We start from the raw sequence: 16,674 nt of genomic DNA on the forward strand, positions 1-16,674 counted from the left end.
TGTCCTCACCCGATTCTGAAACCGGATTCGCGCGGCGGTTCGGATGAACACACCGCCACGAAACCACCCATAGCTGCGCCGTTGTTACTTATGCGGCAAGCTGCCCTTCGCCTCCCCTGACATCCCGCCGGAGACCTCTTCCGTGGCCTCGCTTGCCAGTTCCTCGGGCAAAACAAGGTTCAGCAGAATGGCTATGAAAGCGGCGGGCAGCAATCCGCTGGTCATCAGAATGCGCAGGGTGTCGGGCAAATGCTGAACGGCCCCCGGTTCCAGTTGCAAACCAAGCCCGACCGACAGGGAAATCGCGAAAATCACCATGTTACGGCGGTTCCAGTCCACATCCGACAGCATGGAGACACCTGCCGCAACGACCATGCCAAACATGACGATTACACCGCCGCCAAGGACTTCGATGGGGATGGTCCGGATCAATCCGCCAACCTTTGGCACCAGCCCGCAGATAATCAGGAAAATCGCGCCGCAGGTCACCACATGGCGGCTCATCACGCCGGTCATCGCGATCAGACCGACGTTTTGACTGAAGGATGTGTTGGGGAACCCGCCAAAGATACCGGCAAGCGCAGACCCCAGACCATCCGCGTAGGTTGCACCGGCGATTTCCTTGTCCGTAGCTTCACGGCCAGCGCCCCCTTTGGTGATGCCGGAGACATCACCCACCGTTTCGATGGCCGAGATGAATGCCATCAGACAGAAACCCAATACGGCGGCGAAGGAGATCTCGAACCCGTATTTGAAAGGCTGCGGCAGGGCGAAGGCGGCGGAGCGTGACCAGGAGGTGCCGATGGCCTCAAAGCTCAGCATCCCGACCATAAGCGCATAGAAATACCCGACGATCAGCCCGATCAACACCGCGGATACCGAGAGCATGCCCTTGCTGAAGAACTTCAGCCCCAAGGTGACAAAGATGACCACGAGGGCGGCAGACCAGTTCAACAAGCTGCCATATTCCGGCGTACCGATCGCAGGCACGCCACCGGCGGCATATTGAATGCCGACCTTGACCAGCGCGAGGCCGATCATGGTGACAACCAGCCCGGTCACCAGGGGCGGCAGTGCAAACCTGATACGGCCAATGAAAAGCCCTAAAAACGCGTGGAAAATCCCGCCGATCAATACACCACCGAACAGAGCGGCCAGCGCATCCACCCCACGACCGGCAACCAGCGGGATCATGATCGGGATAAAGGCAAAGGATGTGCCTTGTACAATTGGCAGGGCCGCGCCAACGGGCCCCAGAGTGATGGTTTGCAGCAAGGTGGCAACGCCCGCAAAGAGCATCGACATTTGAATGAGATAGAGTAGTTCCGGGAAATCCGGAGAGTTCGATCCGAACCCGAATCCGGCGGCCCCCGCAACGATAATCGCAGGCGTCACGTTGGAAACGAACATGGCCAGAACATGCTGGATGCCCAGTGGGATAGCCTTGCCCAATGCGGGTGTGTAGTTCGGGTCACGCAGCTGTTCTGGCGTGCCTATTGAGTGGTCGGTCATCTTGTCCCCCTGCTGCCGGATTGGTCCGTTGTCATCAGTGTCGGGACTATGAGAGCACAGGACACCATGGATCAAGTAGTATTTCGACCGGCCGCAATACCTGATGGTGGGCCGTGCATGGCCGCATGAGCAGTTGCATTCGAAGAATTCGTTAAACCGTCGTTTCATTGCCGCAATGGATGGCACGGGCGCTTGCCAAGGCGAACCCGTCATGCGATTTTGCGCAGATGCGCGACAAGGATGACCGGGATGCTCAGCCACGAAACCCAAACTGCCCAGCCAACAACCGGTCACCAGTTGCCCCAAGTGACGGAACCCAGAAATCCTGGCATGGCATTGGATATGGATTGGGTGCGCAGCTTGCAGGCCAATACATCGGCAGTTGAACGTCGGGCTGCCGGTCTTCCGGCGCGGCGGTCGGTCAAGAAACAACATCAGGCTGCGTGGCTGTTGCGTGCTGTGACCTGCATAGACCTGACCACTCTTTCTGGGGATGACACCGAAGACAGGGTGGCGCGTCTGTGCGCCAAGGCCCGGCAACCCGTCGCGCAATCCGTGCTCGACACCTTGGGCATGCCCGGCATTACAACCGGGGCGGTATGTGTCTATCACGAGATGATCCCGGCCGCTGTAAGAGCATTGCAAGGCACGGGCATTCCGGTTGCGGCAGTCAGTACCGGGTTTCCGGCGGGATTGTCACCGTTGCATCTGCGGATCGCCGAGATTGACGAGAGCGTGAAAGCCGGGGCTGCAGAAATAGATATCGTGATCTCACGCCGTCATGTACTGAGCGGCAACTGGCAAGCGCTTTATGACGAAATGTGCGCCTTTCGTGCCGCCTGCGGAGAGGCCCATGTCAAAGCCATTCTGGCCACTGGCGAGTTAGGATCGTTGCGCAATGTGGCGCGGGCGTCCCTGATTTGCATGATGGCGGGTGCCGATTTCATCAAGACTTCAACCGGCAAGGAAAGCGTCAATGCGACCCTGCCCGTCACCCTTGTCATGATCCGGGCCATAAGGGATTACCATCTGCGCACCGGGTTCAGGGTCGGATACAAACCGGCGGGCGGCATTTCAAAGGCCAAGGATGCAATCACCTATCTGGCGATGATGAAAGAAGAGTTGGGCGACCGGTGGCTACAGCCCGATCTGTTTCGTTTTGGAGCGTCATCTTTGCTGAATGACATTGAGCGCCAGCTAGAGCATCACGTCACCGGCAATTACTCCGCCAGCTACCGCCACCCGACCAGCTGACACGCATTGAAAGGGCCTGAGGCCATGACAGTTTCCGAGATATTTGAAACGATGGAATACGGGGTCGCTCCGGAAAGTACCGAAGATGCATTGGCTTGGCTGAAAGATCAGGAAAATCGGTTCGGACATTTTATCGACGGCACCTTCACGGAACCAGGGGAAGGTTTTGACAGCCGCAATCCGGCGAATGGAGAGACCCTGGCGACACTGACCCAAGGCACACAGGCGGACGTCGATGCCGCAGTGAAAGCAGCCCGGCGCGCCCACCCCAAATGGGAAGGCCTTGGCGGCCATGGCAGAGCGCGATATCTTTACGCCCTTGCGCGCCTGCTGCAAAAACACGCACGGATGTTTGCCGTTCTGGAATCGCTCGACAATGGCAAACCGATCCGCGAGAGCCGTGATATCGATGTACCCCTTGCACAGCGGCATTTCTATTTCCACGCCGGCATGGCGCAGTTGATGGAAGACGCGTTGCCGGACCGCGAAGCGCTAGGCGTATGCGGTCAGGTGATCCCGTGGAATTTCCCACTGCTGATGTTGGCCTGGAAAATCGCCCCGGCCCTCGCCGTGGGCAATACAGTTGTTCTGAAACCTGCTGAATACACCTCTCTGACCGCCTTGCTTTTCGCGGATATCTGCCGTCAGGCCGGGCTGCCGAAAGGCGTTGTAAACATTATCACTGGTGATGGCACCGTTGGCGAAATGATTGTGGCTGCGGATGTCGACAAAGTGGCGTTTACAGGATCAACGGCGGTCGGACGCCGTATCCGCGAAGCCACGGCGGGCAGCGGCAAGGCGCTGACGCTGGAGTTGGGGGGGAAGTCTCCCTACATCGTATTTGACGATGCGGATCTCGATTCAGCCGTCGAAGGCTTGGTTGATGCGATCTGGTTCAATCAGGGTCAGGTATGCTGTGCGGGATCGCGTCTTTTGGTGCACGAACCGGTTGCAGAGGTGTTTTATGCCAAGTTGCGTGCGCGCATGGACAAGCTGCGCGTCGGCAACCCGTTGGACAAGAGCATTGATGTTGGCGCGATTGTCGACCCGGTCCAGCTGAAAGCAATTACTGAGCTCGTCGCTTCGAATTCCGCGGGTCATACCCACGTCGCCACGGCGCAATTGCCCGAAGTTGGCAGCTTCTACCCACCCACGCTGATCACGGGTCTGAACCCTGCTGATACGCTGATGCAGGAAGAGATCTTTGGACCCGTTCTGGTGTCCTCAACGTTCCGGACGCCTGCGGATGCTGTCGCGCTGGCCAATAATACGCGCTACGGGCTCGCCGCAACCGTCTGGAGCGAGAACATCAACCTCGCGCTCGACATCGCGCCCAAATTGGCCAGCGGGATCGTCTGGATCAATGGCACCAATCTGATGGATGCTGCCGCCGGTTTCGGGGGTGTGCGGGAAAGCGGTTTTGGCCGCGAAGGAGGATGGGAAGGTCTTGCAGGTTACACACGGCCTAAGGGCGCGCGAAAACCGCTCAAGGAAATTTCAGCCTTTTCCGGCAGTGGCGATCCTGTCGATCCAATCGACCGGACGGCCAAACTCTTCATCGGCGGCAAGCAATCCCGCCCGGATGGGGGTTATTCGCGCCCGGTCTGGGGAAAGTCAGGGGGTCAACTTGGCCATGTCTCCCTGGCAAACCGCAAGGACTTGCGCAACGCGGTTGAAGCCGCGCAGGCTGCAAAGAGCTGGGCCAGAACCAGCGGCCACCTGCGTGCGCAAATCCTTTATTATATCGCCGAAAACCTATCCGCTCGGGCCGCAGAATTTGCGCGGCGTTTGAATGACATGCGGGGTGGCAAGCTGGGGGAAAAGGAGATCGAAGCGACAATACAGCGGCTCTTCACCTATGCTGCATGGGCTGACAAAAACGACGGTCAGGTGCACGGTGTTCCCATCCGCGGCGTCGCCCTTGCCATGAAGGAACCCGTTGGCGTGATCGGCGCCATCTGCCCGAATGAGATGCCCTTGCTGGGTCTGATCTCCTGCATGGCTCCGGCCATCGCCATGGGCAATCGGGTCATTCTCAGTGCTTCTGAACCCTTTCCTCTGGCAGCTACGGATTTCATCCAAATCCTGGAAACGTCAGATGTGCCTTCTGGTGTTGTCAATATTCTCACCGGTCCTCATGCAGATGTCGCAAGGCACATGGCAAGTCATATGGATGTTGATGCTGTTTGGTCATTCGCGGATAAAGACCTCTGCGCTGACATTGAACGTGCCAGCGCCAGCAATCTCAAACGCACCTGGGTCAACAATGGTTTCGCCCGTGACTGGATGGGAAAAGCAGGTCAAGGCAAGGAATTCCTCGATGCCGCGACCGAAATCAAGAATATCTGGGTCCCCTATGGCGAATAACACCTGAATCGCGCGACAACACTCGGCCCACCAGGGGCCGAGGACATGGCGTGGCGCGACAGCGCCTCATTTTAACAAAACATCAGTTGGCTGGTGTGCTTTCCAGCCCAACCGGCTGCCCGACGACAACGAAATGCAGCCCTTCCGGAACAAGCAGATCCGCGGCGACCCGTTTGACGTCTTCCAAGGTGACCGCCTCAACGCGCTCGTTTCGGGTCGCAATGTAGTCGATCGGCAAACCGAGCATTTGCATTCCGACCATTATCCGCGCGATCGGTCCGTTTCCATCAAATCTCAAGGGGTAGGCCCCTGTCATGTAGGTCTTGGCATCATCCAGCTCAGCCTGTGTCACACCTTCCGCCGCCGCCCTGGCCCATTCGGACCGGATGACATCAATGGCTTCTGCGATCCGATCATTGGCCGAACTTACGGATCCAAGGTAAATCGCAGCGAGATCTTTTGGTATGAGATGAGAGTAGACCCCGTAGGTCAGTCCGCGTTTTTCGCGCACCTCATCCATCAATCGGCTCTCAAATGACCCGCCCCCCAAAACCTGGTTGAGGACGCTGGCGGCAAAAAAATCGGGATCTTCCTGGGCCATTCCGGCATGCCCGAATATCGCTACAGACTGCGGCGTTGTAAAAGGAACAACGGTTACGCCACCGGGAATTTCAACCTGCGCCACTGGTGGCATCGGCGCACCGGTTTCAGGTAAGTCACCCAGCAATTCATCCATCAGGATCGCCAGATCTCCGGGCGTGATATCTCCGACAGCGCCGATGTAGATGCGGTCGCGCGCCATAACATTGAGGTGTGCTTGTACCAGATCGTCACGGGTCAGGGCCGCCACGGTTTCTTCGGTACCGTTGATCGACGTCGCATAGGGATGATCTCCAAAGGCAACCTGGTCAAAGGTCCGGCTGGCGATGTCGTTCGGGTCCTTGGCCTCTGAGCGAATGATGGAAAGCACCTGGTTTCTGACGCGTTCAATGGCATCCGCATCGAACCTCGGCTCAAGCAAAGCCGCGCGCAGCAAAGCGACCGAAGCGTCTTGATTCTCCGTCAAGAACCGGGCGGAAACCGATAGGGAATCGTCTCCGACATCGAACCCAAAAGATGTGGCAAGCGCCTCCCCTGCTCGGGCAAAGGCTCTGGCGTCCATGTCACCCGCGCCCTCCTCAAGAAGGCTCGTCATCAGGTTCACCGCACCGCGCTTGCCAGGTGCATCCAGCGACGCGCCACCCCGAAACCGGACTTCCAATGCTACAAACGGAATGGAGTGATCTTCCACCAACCAGGCCGTCAATCCGCGATCAGAGGTAACTTCCTGAATTTTGACCTCTGCCGCCGTGGGTGCTGCGATCACAAAAGTGACAAACATCGACAAAAGAAAACGGATCATTGCGTTACCTCCTCGCGCATCAGCCATCCGGTCACAGAGGCGCGGATATCAAAAACATCGCGTGCGGCTTCGACGATATCTTCGGCCGTCACCGCCTCCAGAACATCGGGCCAGGCTTGCACATCTTCAATCGTCAAACCCGACGACAGGGCTTGCCCATAGCGGTTGGCAATTCGGTCCACATCGTCACGCGCATAAATCTGATCCGCCCTGATTTGCAGCTTGATACGGTCAAGCTGTTCAGCGTCGACACCGTCTATCAGGAATTGTTCCAACGCCGCATCCATGGCGTCTTCGGCCTCTTGCAGGCTCACGCCCGGGCGCGGCACAACCAACACAGTGAAGGTCGTATCATCCAGCGAAACCCCACGGTAGAAGGCCGCCGAATAGGTCGCGATCTGCGTATCGAACTGCAATGCATCGGTCAGATAAGACGTCGTGCCACCGCCCAGAATTTCCGCCAGAATGGTCAGGGCTGCTGCCGTCTGCTGATCTCCCGGATCACGCTCAGGTGCCAGATAGGACCGGCGCACATAAGGCTGCGCGACACGTGCGTCACGGAAAATCACCCGCCTTTCGGCGGTTTGCGGCGGTTCTTCGGTGCGAATACGTTCAGGAAGATCGGGGTTGGCAGGAATTACGCCATAGTATTTGTCTGCCAACCTGCGCACGTCTTCCGGCGTTACATCCCCTGAAACAACAAGAATGGCGTTGTTGGGCGCATAGTAGGTTTCGTAAAACCCCAAAGCGTCATCCATATCCAGCGAGCGCATTTCGTGCATCCAACCGATAATCGGTGCGCCATAACGGTGGTTGAGGAACTGCGCCGCGCTTAACTGTTCCCCGAACAGGGCGCTGGGATTGTTTTCGGTCCGCTGGTTGCGTTCTTCAATGATCACATCGCGCTCGGTTCGGATATTCTCTTCGGTCAGACGAATGTTGCGCATCCGGTCTGATTCCATGCTCATCATCAATTCCAGCCTATCCGCTGCAACCCTCTGGAAATAGGCGGTATAGTCATATGACGTGAACGCATTGTCGCGCCCGCCGTTTCGCGCAACCGTCGCTGACAGCTCTCCTGCGGCCAGTTTATCGGTCGCCTTGAACAGCAGGTGTTCCAGGAAGTGGGCGACGCCAGACGAGCCTTTGGGCTCATCAGCCGATCCGGCCCGGTACCAGACCATATGCTGTACCACGGGGGCACGGTGATCTTCGACCACGATGACCTGCATGCCATTGTCGAGTTTGAAAGTGGTGACCGCCTCGTCACTCGCGGCCAGAAAACCGGGAAGAAGCGAAAGAAGTGCTGCAATGGCAGTCAGTCGGATCATGGGACGTCCTTCTTGTGGTCAATCACATCTCGTTGCCCAAGAGGTACTTCCCCGCGGCGCGGGTTCAAGGCGTCCTGTCACGAAAGTGAGCGAAAGCGCCCCGAGTAAGCTCAATTGAGCGGTGGATAGCTTGGCGTTTTGGCCCCGGCACGTCGCCATTGCCCTGCAACCGTCTCCGCATCAAGAACCTCGCGGCGATAAGCCTGCACATAACGATCCTCGGGGAAAAGGCGGAACTGGGTGAAGCGCGACTGTCTGCGGCGGAAATCAGCATCGGCTTTCGCGAGGTCCTGACGAATGCTCGGCGATACGCCAAAGCGGCTGGCGGCCGTAACCAGAGCGCCATCAGAGGCGGGAATGCCGCTGGATTGCGCCGGTTTGCCACCCAGAGCGATGACCGCATCAGACAGCGGGTCATTGTCGGTCCGGTTGCTTTGGCCAGGCGTTGGGGTCGGTAGCGCGCTCAGATCATCTGGCGTTTCCAGCGTGGCTTTGGGCTCGATGATGAACTCATCCGGTCCACGCGAATTGGGACGCAGATCTCTCAGGCCCTTGTTTGCACAAGCGCTGAGGGCAGCGGTGATCAGAATGAGGGCCAAAATCCGGCGCATGTCAGGTCTCCTCGCGGTCAGTCCGTTGATACGCCAAGCGGGCGGGCAATGTCACTGGCCTTTTTTGGGCTCAGACTTCACGTCTGGAGCAAAGAACACCAACGCAATCGCGCCAGCAAATATGAACACATCCGCCAGGTTGAACACAAAGGGATTGTCGATACCGCAACAGGACATGTTCAGAAAATCCAGAACGTAACCATAGATCAGCCGGTCGAGCACATTGGCCAGCGCCCCGCCGACCAGGAGGCCGGCGCCAATGCGCGCCATTCGGCCAAGAGCGTGCTTTCGGACCCAGACCAGAACCGCCAGGCAGATCGCAACCGCAAGAGCGATCAATATCCAGCGACTGGCCTCTGATCCGTCGCCAAAAAGGCCAAAATTGATGCCCCTGTTTTCCCCGTAGCGGAAGTTCAGCACCGGCGGCAGAACATCAATCGCCCGGATGCGCCAAAGCTCCAGCCCGTGAATGACCCAGTACTTGCTGGCCTGATCAATGACGAAAGCGGCCGCCGCTGCCCAAAAGATTGTGCGCATTGGGGTTCCTGTTCTCAGTGTCGGAAATGGCGCATGCCGGTAAAGACCATCGCAAGGCCCGCTTCATCTGCCGCGGCAATCACCTCGTCATCCCGCATGGATCCACCGGGTTGGATCAGCGCAGTTGCGCCCGCTTCGGCAGCTGTGATCAGGCCGTCGGCAAAGGGAAAGAAAGCATCCGACGCCACCACCGAACCCTGCGTCAGTGGTGCTGGCAAGCCCATCGCCTCAGCCATGTCTTGCGCTTTGCGCGCAGCGATCCGCGTGCTGTCTACGCGGCTCATCTGCCCGGCACCGACGCCGACCGTCGCACCATCCTTGACGTAGATGATCGCGTTGGATTTGACATGCTTCGCCACGGTCCATGCAAACAACAGGTCTGCCATCTCCTGATCGGATGGGGACTTCCGGGTAACCACCTTCAGATCATCCAATGAAACCCGCCCGACATCCTTGTCCTGCACCAGATAACCTCCCGACACCTGCCTGACCGCCAGAGCGGCAGTTGCCGGATCGGCCAGCCCATCCGTTGTCAGAAGGCGCAGGTTTTTCTTTGCCGCGAAAACGGCGAGCGCAGCCTCATCCGCACCGGGTGCGATGACGACTTCGGTGAAAATTCCGGTGATTTCCTGCGCCGTCTCCGCATCCAGGGGCCGATTCAAGGCGATGATGCCGCCAAAGGCAGAGGTCCGGTCACAATCAAAGGCGCGTGTGTAGGCCTCTTTCAGCGTTGCGCCTCGTGCCACGCCGCAAGGATTTGCGTGTTTGATGATTGCGCAAGCCGGGCCGTCACCCGGGTCAAACTCACTCACCAACTCAAAGGCCGCATCCGTGTCATTGATGTTATTGTAGCTCAGCTCCTTACCCTGATGCTGGGTCGCCGTCGCCACACCGGGACGGTTGGAGCCATCCGTGTAAAAAGCGGCGGACTGATGCGGGTTCTCCCCATAGCGAAGGGGTTGCGCCAGAGTGCCGCCAAAGGTCCGGCGGCGCGGCGTTTGCCCCACCTCACCGGCCATCCAGGTGCTGACAGCCGTGTCATAGGCTGCCGTCCGCGCATAGGCGGTTTGGGCAAGACGTTGACGCAGCGCATAGGTTGTTTGCCCGTCATGGGCTGCCAGTTCCGCCAAAACCGCGTCATAGTCCTGCACATCCACCACAACCGTCACGAACCCGTGGTTTTTCGCCGCCGATCGGATCATCGCCGGGCCCCCAATATCGATGTTCTCGATCATCTCGGCATAGGGCGCCCCTTTGGCCAGCGTCTCCTCGAAGGGGTAGAGGTTCACCACCACCAGATCGATGGGGCCGATATCATGCGCCTGCATCGCCGCGACATGATCATCCTTGTCCCGCAGTGCCAGCAGCCCGCCATGAACCACCGGGTGCAGTGTCTTGACCCGGCCGTCCATCATTTCAGGAAAACCGGTCACATCCGCAACATCCCGCACCTCCAACCCTGCATCGCGCAACGCCTTTGCCGTGCCCCCGGTAGACAGCAGCTCGACGCCACGTGCCGCCAAAGCCTGCCCCAGATCCACCAGCCCGGTCTTGTCTGAAACGGAAAGAAGTGCGCGGCGCAGCGGGGCGAGATCGGTCATGGGCAGGAATCCTTGAAAGGCTATTCGGTCAGGTCTGGCGCATCTTGGCTGAGATCCCGCACGCCAATCGCAGTTTCCTGCGCTTTGGACAAGGACCAGCGGACACGGGTGGCGTATGACATAGCCCGACCGGAAAGAACAATCTGATTTGCACTGCGCGGTTTGAGGCGACCGGTTTCGAGATAAACCGACGGCTGCAAGCTCAGAGTTTGGGCGCCATCATGTCTGAAGACCCAGATTTCGCCGCTTTTCAGAGCCATGGAGATTGCAGCCCCGCCCAAATCGAGTGTCGCGTCCACCTCTGGGTGAAGGTGGAATCGGATGTCAAAGGCGATGCCTTGCAGTTGCGTGGCATCAAGGGCGCGGTCAAAGCGCTTCTTTTCCGCATCATCCAGTGACAGCAACATGTCCTCTCCGGCCATCGCCCGCCCGTCAAAGGTCATTTCAAGTGTGCGTGCGTGCGTCAGCCCGTGGGTTTGCGCAAATCCGTTGTGCCCCCCCTGAAACCGCAACCCGTCGCTCACATGCCCAATCTCGATTGGGACACGCGTGGGTGCCTCGATGAGCTCTTCGCGCCCTGTCGCCCGGTCGGTATTCCCAAGCCGCGCACTCGAATAGCCGTCCAGCGACAGCGTTGAATGCGATGGGGTCGCCCGACCAGCCCGCCGCCAATCGGGACCAAAGGAACGCCCCGATCCGCAATTGACCACCAGCGGTCGTCGCCCTGACGTCAGTTCCAACGCCAGAGTGGAAGCGTGGGCGTTAAACGATGCCCGGCCCGTGGGTGGTTTCGCCGCATCGATAATGACGCTCGTGCGCCCCGCCGAAAGCCGTGCAAACCCCATCGACAATCCGTCCGGCTGGCGCGTTTTGACCCGCGCTTGCGCCAAAGCATGGTCGAGCCAGCCTTCCGGCCCCCGTCCACCACCGTGGAAGCGCGCCAAACCGCCGTCCGAATGACGCAATGTCCGCAAGGTCGGTGCAATGCGTTCAATGGCGTCCAGGTGTTCCTGAGGTGTCGCGTGGCCCGCATCAGACAGCGCTGCGGCGGCCCATGTGAGGAGGGTGAAAACCTCCAGCAACTCCTCGGGGTTCCGCGTGGGCAGGCCACCCTGATCGTCGATTTGTGAGCGGCACTCCTTCGCCAGTGCTTTCACGGCGGGCATCGCCACCGGTTCCATTCCTTCCAGAGACAGGCCCGCGTAAACCAGACCGGTCAGCGCTTCAAATCTGGGCAGTCCGCTGGCCGCACCGTGCCAGCGGCGGGCAAGAAAATGTGTTTGCTGATGCAGGCTGCGATAAAAGACATCGCTGTCTGGTGCATCCTGCCCCTGCAACATGAAGAGCGCGTGGTTGATCCACCGGATGAGGCGTCGCCCCGTCAGATCGGGCGTCCAGCCCGGGCCGCGTCCACGGCCATAACGTTCGATCCAGCCCCAGAGCCAAAGACGCGCGGCATTGCGGGCTGGCGGATCGCCAACCGCCGCAAGATCATCCAGCCAAGCGAACCCCTGAATCTCCTGCTCATAATCACTATTGGGTGCCGGCAAATCCCATAATTCCGCATCCTTGTGTTCCAACAGGTGGCCAGCAAAGAGGAAATTACCCGCCAGCAACTGGCGACCTTTGGCAAAACTGCCGATCGTGCGCGGTTCAGGTGACGAGACGAATCCCACAGCGCGCGCGCGCATACGTCCGGCACGCGCGGCGTGCCAGCGATTCAGGAAATGCACCTTGCGGGCAGCAAAACTTCTGTTTTCGGACATGTGGGTCTCTGCCTGGGGACGCTCTGACGGCGTTTGAGCATATGTTAGCGTGGCAAAACCCGCGAGTCACCGACTTATCTTGACCCGCCTGCTTTTCATACTGGAGAAACCATTTGGATCACGCAGACTTGCGCAGGCAAGCCATGTAGAAACCATCCATACCACCCTTGTCCGACCAGAAATCCGGACGCAAACGCAATCCGCCTTCCGTGGTTTGCCAATCGGGATCAATGCCCGGGCGATCAAGCGCGTGTCTATCCGTCTCCATGTCGGTATGACGGATCAGCGCTTCATCCACTTGGACCTCGCCTTCGTCGGGCAGCAAGGAACAGGTGCAGAATACCAGGCGTCCGCCCGGCTTAAGCAATGTCCAGGCATGGTCGATCAGCTGCTCTTGCAGATCAATCAACGCGCCAAACTCAGACCCGTCCTTTGCCTGTGGCAGATCCGGGTGGCGTCGGATCGTACCCGTTGCTGAACAGGGTGCGTCCAGCAGCACTGCATCATATTGCCCCTTGGCGCTCAGCGCGTCGGCAACCACAAGTTCGGCCTTGAGCCCCGTACGGGACAGGTTTTCTTCTACGCGCGTCATACGCCCCGCCGAATCGTCCAGCGCCGTCACCTGAGCGCCCGCTGCCGCCAGTTGCATGGTTTTGCCACCGGGGGCCGCACAAAGGTCCAGCACCTTCTCACCAGGTTTCGGAGCCAGAATTTGAACCGGCATCGCTGCGGCGGCATCTTGGACCCACCAAGCGCCTTCAGCGAAACCGGGCATTGAGGAAACCTGCCCCGCATCGCGGATACGCACTGATCCATTCGGCAGAAGCGTGCCACCCGTTGCGGTTGCCACGGCCTGCGGGTCATCACGTGCCGTCAGGTCAAGTGGCGCGCCGTTAAAATGCGCGATTTCCATCGCCGCCATGGCATCAGCGCCCCAGGCCTGAACCAAAGGACCGCGCAACCATTTCGGCAATCGCGGGGCGCGCAGATTCTGCCACGCGTCAGGACCATCTGCGGCAACTTTGCGCAGAACCGCGTTTGTCAGCCCCTTCAGATGGCTGAGCCGCGGATGTTTGGAGACGAGTTCAACCATGGCATTGACAACACCGTGCGCCGCAGCCCCAGTACAAAGTTCAACCGTGCCGACCCGCAGCACATTACGAACCGTCAACGGCGGGTATTTCGACAGGTGCTTTTGCAGCAGGCGGTCCGCGCGTTCCATCCCCCGCAGCGTGTCGGTGGCCAGACGTGCAGCCCGTGCGCGGTCCTCCACGGGTAATTTGTCCAATGCGCCCGACCCGGTCAGTTCGGACATCAGTCGCCCCTCACCCAAAATCTGATCAAGCAGATAGACGGCGCTGCGCCGCGCCGGAACGCCTGTGTCGGACATGATTGTGGCTCCAATAGATGCTGGCGGGTTGTCTGCGCCAAAGAGGGGCGTATATCAAGGGCAAGACGTTCAGGAAAGATGCGAAATGGGCGACGACAGAGAAACAAATGAAGTGGCTAAAGAGCTGCCTCCGGCAGCTCGTCGGGCTTTGGCCGAAGCCGAAGAACGTCGGCGCAAGCAGCAAGATCTGAACTTGCCGCCGGAATTGGGCGGTCGCGAGGGACCGGAACCCGTGCGCTACGGTGATTGGGAGAAAAAGGGCATCGCGGTCGACTTTTGAAGTCGCTCAAGCGCCTTGAGCGGCATAAAGCTTTTTGAGACCAACGCATCCGCCTAGCGCAGACGGAACTCGGCAGAATCGCCTGCGCCCTTATCTGATGTGAAGCGGATTCGATTGTCTTTGGCCTGCACTTCCTGACAGTTATACCCCAGCGCATCGCCACCCCAGAAAAGATCGCGGCAGAAATACCCATCGCGCCAAGTCCAGTTTCCTGTCACTTCCCATGCCGCGCCCTTTCCGGAAATGGCTCCTTCCGGAGAAACCTCCAGATTGATGAAAGGGCGCTTAAGTTCTTTGCCCGCGACCAGCGACACAAACTCTTCCTGACTGTCCACTTTAGCGAATTCGGCTGACGCGGCCGTTCCCGCGATCATTGCCAGTGTGCTCACAAGCATGCGCATATCAGAAAGCTCCATATATCTCACTCGAGAGATATACGTAGCGTGACCGAAATTGGTTTTAAAAAAATCGTGATGTCGGCAGTTTACTGCTTGGAAAGCCCCAGCACATCCAACATGTCGTAATGACCGGGGTCTTTATCAATGGCCCAAAGTGCTGCCTTCAAAGCGCCGCGCGCAAAGACCGAGCGGTCCGATGCCACATGGCGCAGCGTGATCCGCTCACCAGCTGCGGCAAATAGCACATCGTGCTCGCCGATGATGTCGCCCCCGCGGATTGCGGCGAATCCGATCTCGCCACGGTTGCGCGCGCCGGTGATGCCATCGCGGGCCCTGTCGGAAACATCCTCAAGCGCCACGCCGCGCCCTTCGGCGGCGGCTTCACCGAGCATCAGCGCAGTGCCCGATGGCGCGTCAACTTTCTGGTTATGATGCGCTTCGATGATTTCGATATCGTAATCGTCATCCAGCGCCGCCGCCACGCGTTTGGTCAATTGAACCAACAGATTAACCCCAAGGCTCATGTTCCCGGCCCGTACGATCACGGTTTGCCCGGCCGGGCCAGACAGTTGTTCAATCTCGTCAGCCGTCATACCGGTTGTCCCAATCACATGTGCAACACCTGCTTTAGCTGCCGCGCGCGCAACCGCGATTGTGGCGATCGGCGCAGTAAAGTCGATGGCGACATCGGCGCCTTGCAGCGCTTGGGCAATGTCATCCGTCACGGTGACGCCCGTTTCCGCAGCGCCCATGGCGGTGCCTAGATCACATCCAACCCACGCATGCCCCGGACGTTCCACCGCACCGATCAGATGCGCCTGTTCCGAAGCCGCAATTGTCTCGACCAGCATCTGCCCCATGCGACCAGAGACACCTGTGACGACTATTCCCGTTGACTTGCCCACGCGACACTCCCTTGCGATGCAATCATGGCTCCTGCTTATCGCGCGGCAGCCCGCTTGGCAAAGCCATGATGAAGCCTTAGATGGAACACATGGGAAAGAACAAATTTCACGACGGCCCCGGCCCCTCACAACGTCAACTGCGGGTTGGGGAAACGATCCGCCGCGCACTCGCAGATGTGCTGGCGCGCGGTGATGTACACGATCCGGATTTGAACCGCATGTCGATCACCGTAGGCGAGGTGCGAACTTCCCCCGATCTGAAGATCGCCACGGCCTATGTGCTGCCACTTGGCGGTGATGGACGCGATGAAGTCATCGGATTGCTGGCGCGCAACAAGGGTGAGTTACGCCGGATCGTATCCAAAAAGCTGTCGCTGAAATTCGCGCCCGACCTGCGGTTTCAACTCGATGAGACATTTGACCGGATGGATGAGACACGCGAAATGCTCAGCCGCGCCGAAGTACGGCGCGATACAGCGGCCGAGGAGACGCCCCCTGAATGATGCGGGCACTCTGGCTGGCTGGTCTCTTTGCGGTGCACGCACAGAGCGTTGACGCGCTGGAGTGTGCAGCCGTCGATTTTGACGGTTTGCGCTACACAGTCTGCGAAGTGGATGCCACTACGGATGATCTTGAGCTTTTCCTTTTTGATGACGCAGGCGACCCGCTGGGACAGTTTTCGACCATTAATCGGATGTTGGCGCCACAGAACAAGCGCCTGGCCTTTGCCATGAATGCGGGCATGTACCATGAGGATCGCGCACCCGTTGGTCATTATGTTGAAGATGGCGTCGAAATCATGCGGGTGATAGAGAGCGCGGGACCGGGAAACTTCGGGTTGCTGCCAAATGGCGTTTTCTGTTTGCGCCCAGGCCGGGCCGACGTTTTTGAAACCAAAGAATATCTGGCTGAAACACCTGGGTGCGAGGATGCGTCGCAATCTGGCCCAATGCTGGTCATCGACGGCGCATTGCATCCGCGGTTTCTCGAAGATGGCAGGTCCAAATACATTCGAAACGGGGTGGGCACCTCAGCAGACGGAAAACGCGCGGTTTTTGCAATCTCCGATGAGCCGGTGAATTTTCACAGTTTTGGCCGCTTGTTCCGCGACCATTTGAAAACACCCAATGCACTTTATTTTGATGGCAAGATCTCCCGGCTCTATGCCCCATCGCTGGACCGCAGCGATTTCGGTTTCAGCCTGGGACCCATCGTCGGTGTCGTTGTCGCCGACGAGTGATGCGCTGAATTGAGATGCGGCGCGTAGTTTTCGCTGGCCGTCCAGGCAAAGGCGGGTTATCGCGCCAATCGCAAGAAAAT

General features: G+C 58.8%; 15 protein-coding genes. 5 read left to right on the forward strand and 10 right to left on the reverse strand.

The window, feature by feature from the left end:
• Window positions 1-84: 84 nt before the first annotated feature.
• Window positions 85-1,512 (reverse strand): nucleobase:cation symporter-2 family protein, encoded by a 1,428-nt coding sequence (locus Q0802_RS06840; protein ID WP_298915492.1) that lies wholly within the window; start codon window positions 1,510-1,512, stop codon window positions 85-87.
• Between the two features lie 249 nt (window positions 1,513-1,761).
• Between Q0802_RS06840 and deoC the strand changes: the two genes are divergently transcribed.
• Together deoC and Q0802_RS06850 are read left to right on the forward strand one after the other, a co-directional pair.
• Window positions 1,762-2,766 (forward strand): deoxyribose-phosphate aldolase, encoded by a 1,005-nt coding sequence (gene deoC, locus Q0802_RS06845; RefSeq protein WP_298915494.1) that lies wholly within the window; start codon window positions 1,762-1,764, stop codon window positions 2,764-2,766.
• A gap of 24 nt (window positions 2,767-2,790) precedes the next feature.
• Window positions 2,791-5,133 carry an aldehyde dehydrogenase family protein gene (locus Q0802_RS06850; protein ID WP_298915499.1) on the forward strand — a complete coding sequence of 781 codons (2,343 nt, stop codon included), beginning with the start codon at window positions 2,791-2,793 and terminating at the stop codon, window positions 5,131-5,133.
• An 82-nt stretch (window positions 5,134-5,215) separates the two neighbouring features.
• Here the strand turns inward: Q0802_RS06850 and Q0802_RS06855 are convergent, their stop codons facing one another.
• The 7 genes from Q0802_RS06855 to Q0802_RS06885 form a co-directional block, all read right to left on the reverse strand.
• On the reverse strand, window positions 5,216-6,535 hold the full coding sequence (locus Q0802_RS06855) for a pitrilysin family protein (RefSeq protein ID WP_298915502.1): 1,320 nt from the start codon (window positions 6,533-6,535) through the stop codon (window positions 5,216-5,218).
• Window positions 6,532-7,866, reverse strand: a complete 1,335-nt coding sequence (locus tag Q0802_RS06860; protein WP_298915505.1) for a pitrilysin family protein — start codon at window positions 7,864-7,866, stop codon at window positions 6,532-6,534. The genes Q0802_RS06855 and Q0802_RS06860 overlap by 4 nt, the downstream gene beginning before the upstream one ends.
• A gap of 110 nt (window positions 7,867-7,976) precedes the next feature.
• Window positions 7,977-8,477, reverse strand: coding sequence for a DUF3035 domain-containing protein (locus tag Q0802_RS06865; protein WP_298915508.1), 501 nt, complete (start codon window positions 8,475-8,477; stop codon window positions 7,977-7,979).
• Window positions 8,478-8,528: 51 nt separating this feature from the next.
• Entirely contained in the window at window positions 8,529-9,014 is a 486-nt protein-coding gene (gene lspA / locus Q0802_RS06870; RefSeq protein WP_298915510.1) for a signal peptidase II, read from the reverse strand.
• 14 nt (window positions 9,015-9,028) lie between these two features.
• Window positions 9,029-10,615 (reverse strand): bifunctional phosphoribosylaminoimidazolecarboxamide formyltransferase/IMP cyclohydrolase, encoded by a 1,587-nt coding sequence (purH, locus tag Q0802_RS06875; RefSeq protein ID WP_298915512.1) that lies wholly within the window; start codon window positions 10,613-10,615, stop codon window positions 9,029-9,031.
• Between the two features lie 20 nt (window positions 10,616-10,635).
• Window positions 10,636-12,381: a heparinase II/III family protein gene (locus tag Q0802_RS06880; RefSeq protein ID WP_298915515.1), complete on the reverse strand. Its 1,746-nt coding sequence runs from the start codon at window positions 12,379-12,381 to the stop codon at window positions 10,636-10,638.
• Between the two features lie 118 nt (window positions 12,382-12,499).
• Window positions 12,500-13,771, reverse strand: coding sequence for a transcription antitermination factor NusB (locus tag Q0802_RS06885; protein ID WP_298915518.1), 1,272 nt, complete (start codon window positions 13,769-13,771; stop codon window positions 12,500-12,502).
• An 85-nt stretch (window positions 13,772-13,856) separates the two neighbouring features.
• On the opposite strand from Q0802_RS06885, the gene Q0802_RS06890 reads away from it, so the two are divergent.
• On the forward strand, window positions 13,857-14,051 hold the full coding sequence (locus tag Q0802_RS06890; protein ID WP_298915522.1) for a DUF1674 domain-containing protein: 195 nt from the start codon (window positions 13,857-13,859) through the stop codon (window positions 14,049-14,051).
• 53 nt (window positions 14,052-14,104) lie between these two features.
• Here Q0802_RS06890 and Q0802_RS06895 read toward each other — a convergent pair whose 3' ends face one another.
• On the reverse strand, window positions 14,105-14,452 hold the full coding sequence (locus tag Q0802_RS06895) for a dihydrodipicolinate reductase (RefSeq protein ID WP_298915525.1): 348 nt from the start codon (window positions 14,450-14,452) through the stop codon (window positions 14,105-14,107).
• Window positions 14,453-14,535: 83 nt separating this feature from the next.
• Complete coding sequence (dapB, locus tag Q0802_RS06900) at window positions 14,536-15,354, reverse strand: 4-hydroxy-tetrahydrodipicolinate reductase (protein ID WP_298915527.1); 819 nt, start codon at window positions 15,352-15,354, stop codon at window positions 14,536-14,538.
• Window positions 15,355-15,443: 89 nt separating this feature from the next.
• Between dapB and rbfA the strand changes: the two genes are divergently transcribed.
• Together rbfA and Q0802_RS06910 are read left to right on the forward strand one after the other, a co-directional pair.
• Window positions 15,444-15,857, forward strand: coding sequence for a 30S ribosome-binding factor RbfA (rbfA, locus tag Q0802_RS06905; protein WP_298915530.1), 414 nt, complete (start codon window positions 15,444-15,446; stop codon window positions 15,855-15,857).
• Window positions 15,854-16,594 (forward strand): phosphodiester glycosidase family protein, encoded by a 741-nt coding sequence (locus Q0802_RS06910; RefSeq protein WP_298915533.1) that lies wholly within the window; start codon window positions 15,854-15,856, stop codon window positions 16,592-16,594. Before rbfA ends, Q0802_RS06910 begins: the two co-directional genes overlap by 4 nt.
• Window positions 16,595-16,674: the final 80 nt, after the last annotated feature.

Origin of the sequence: uncultured Roseobacter sp., assembly GCF_947495275.1 — a bacterium.
Taxonomy (GTDB): domain Bacteria; phylum Pseudomonadota; class Alphaproteobacteria; order Rhodobacterales; family Rhodobacteraceae; genus Roseobacter.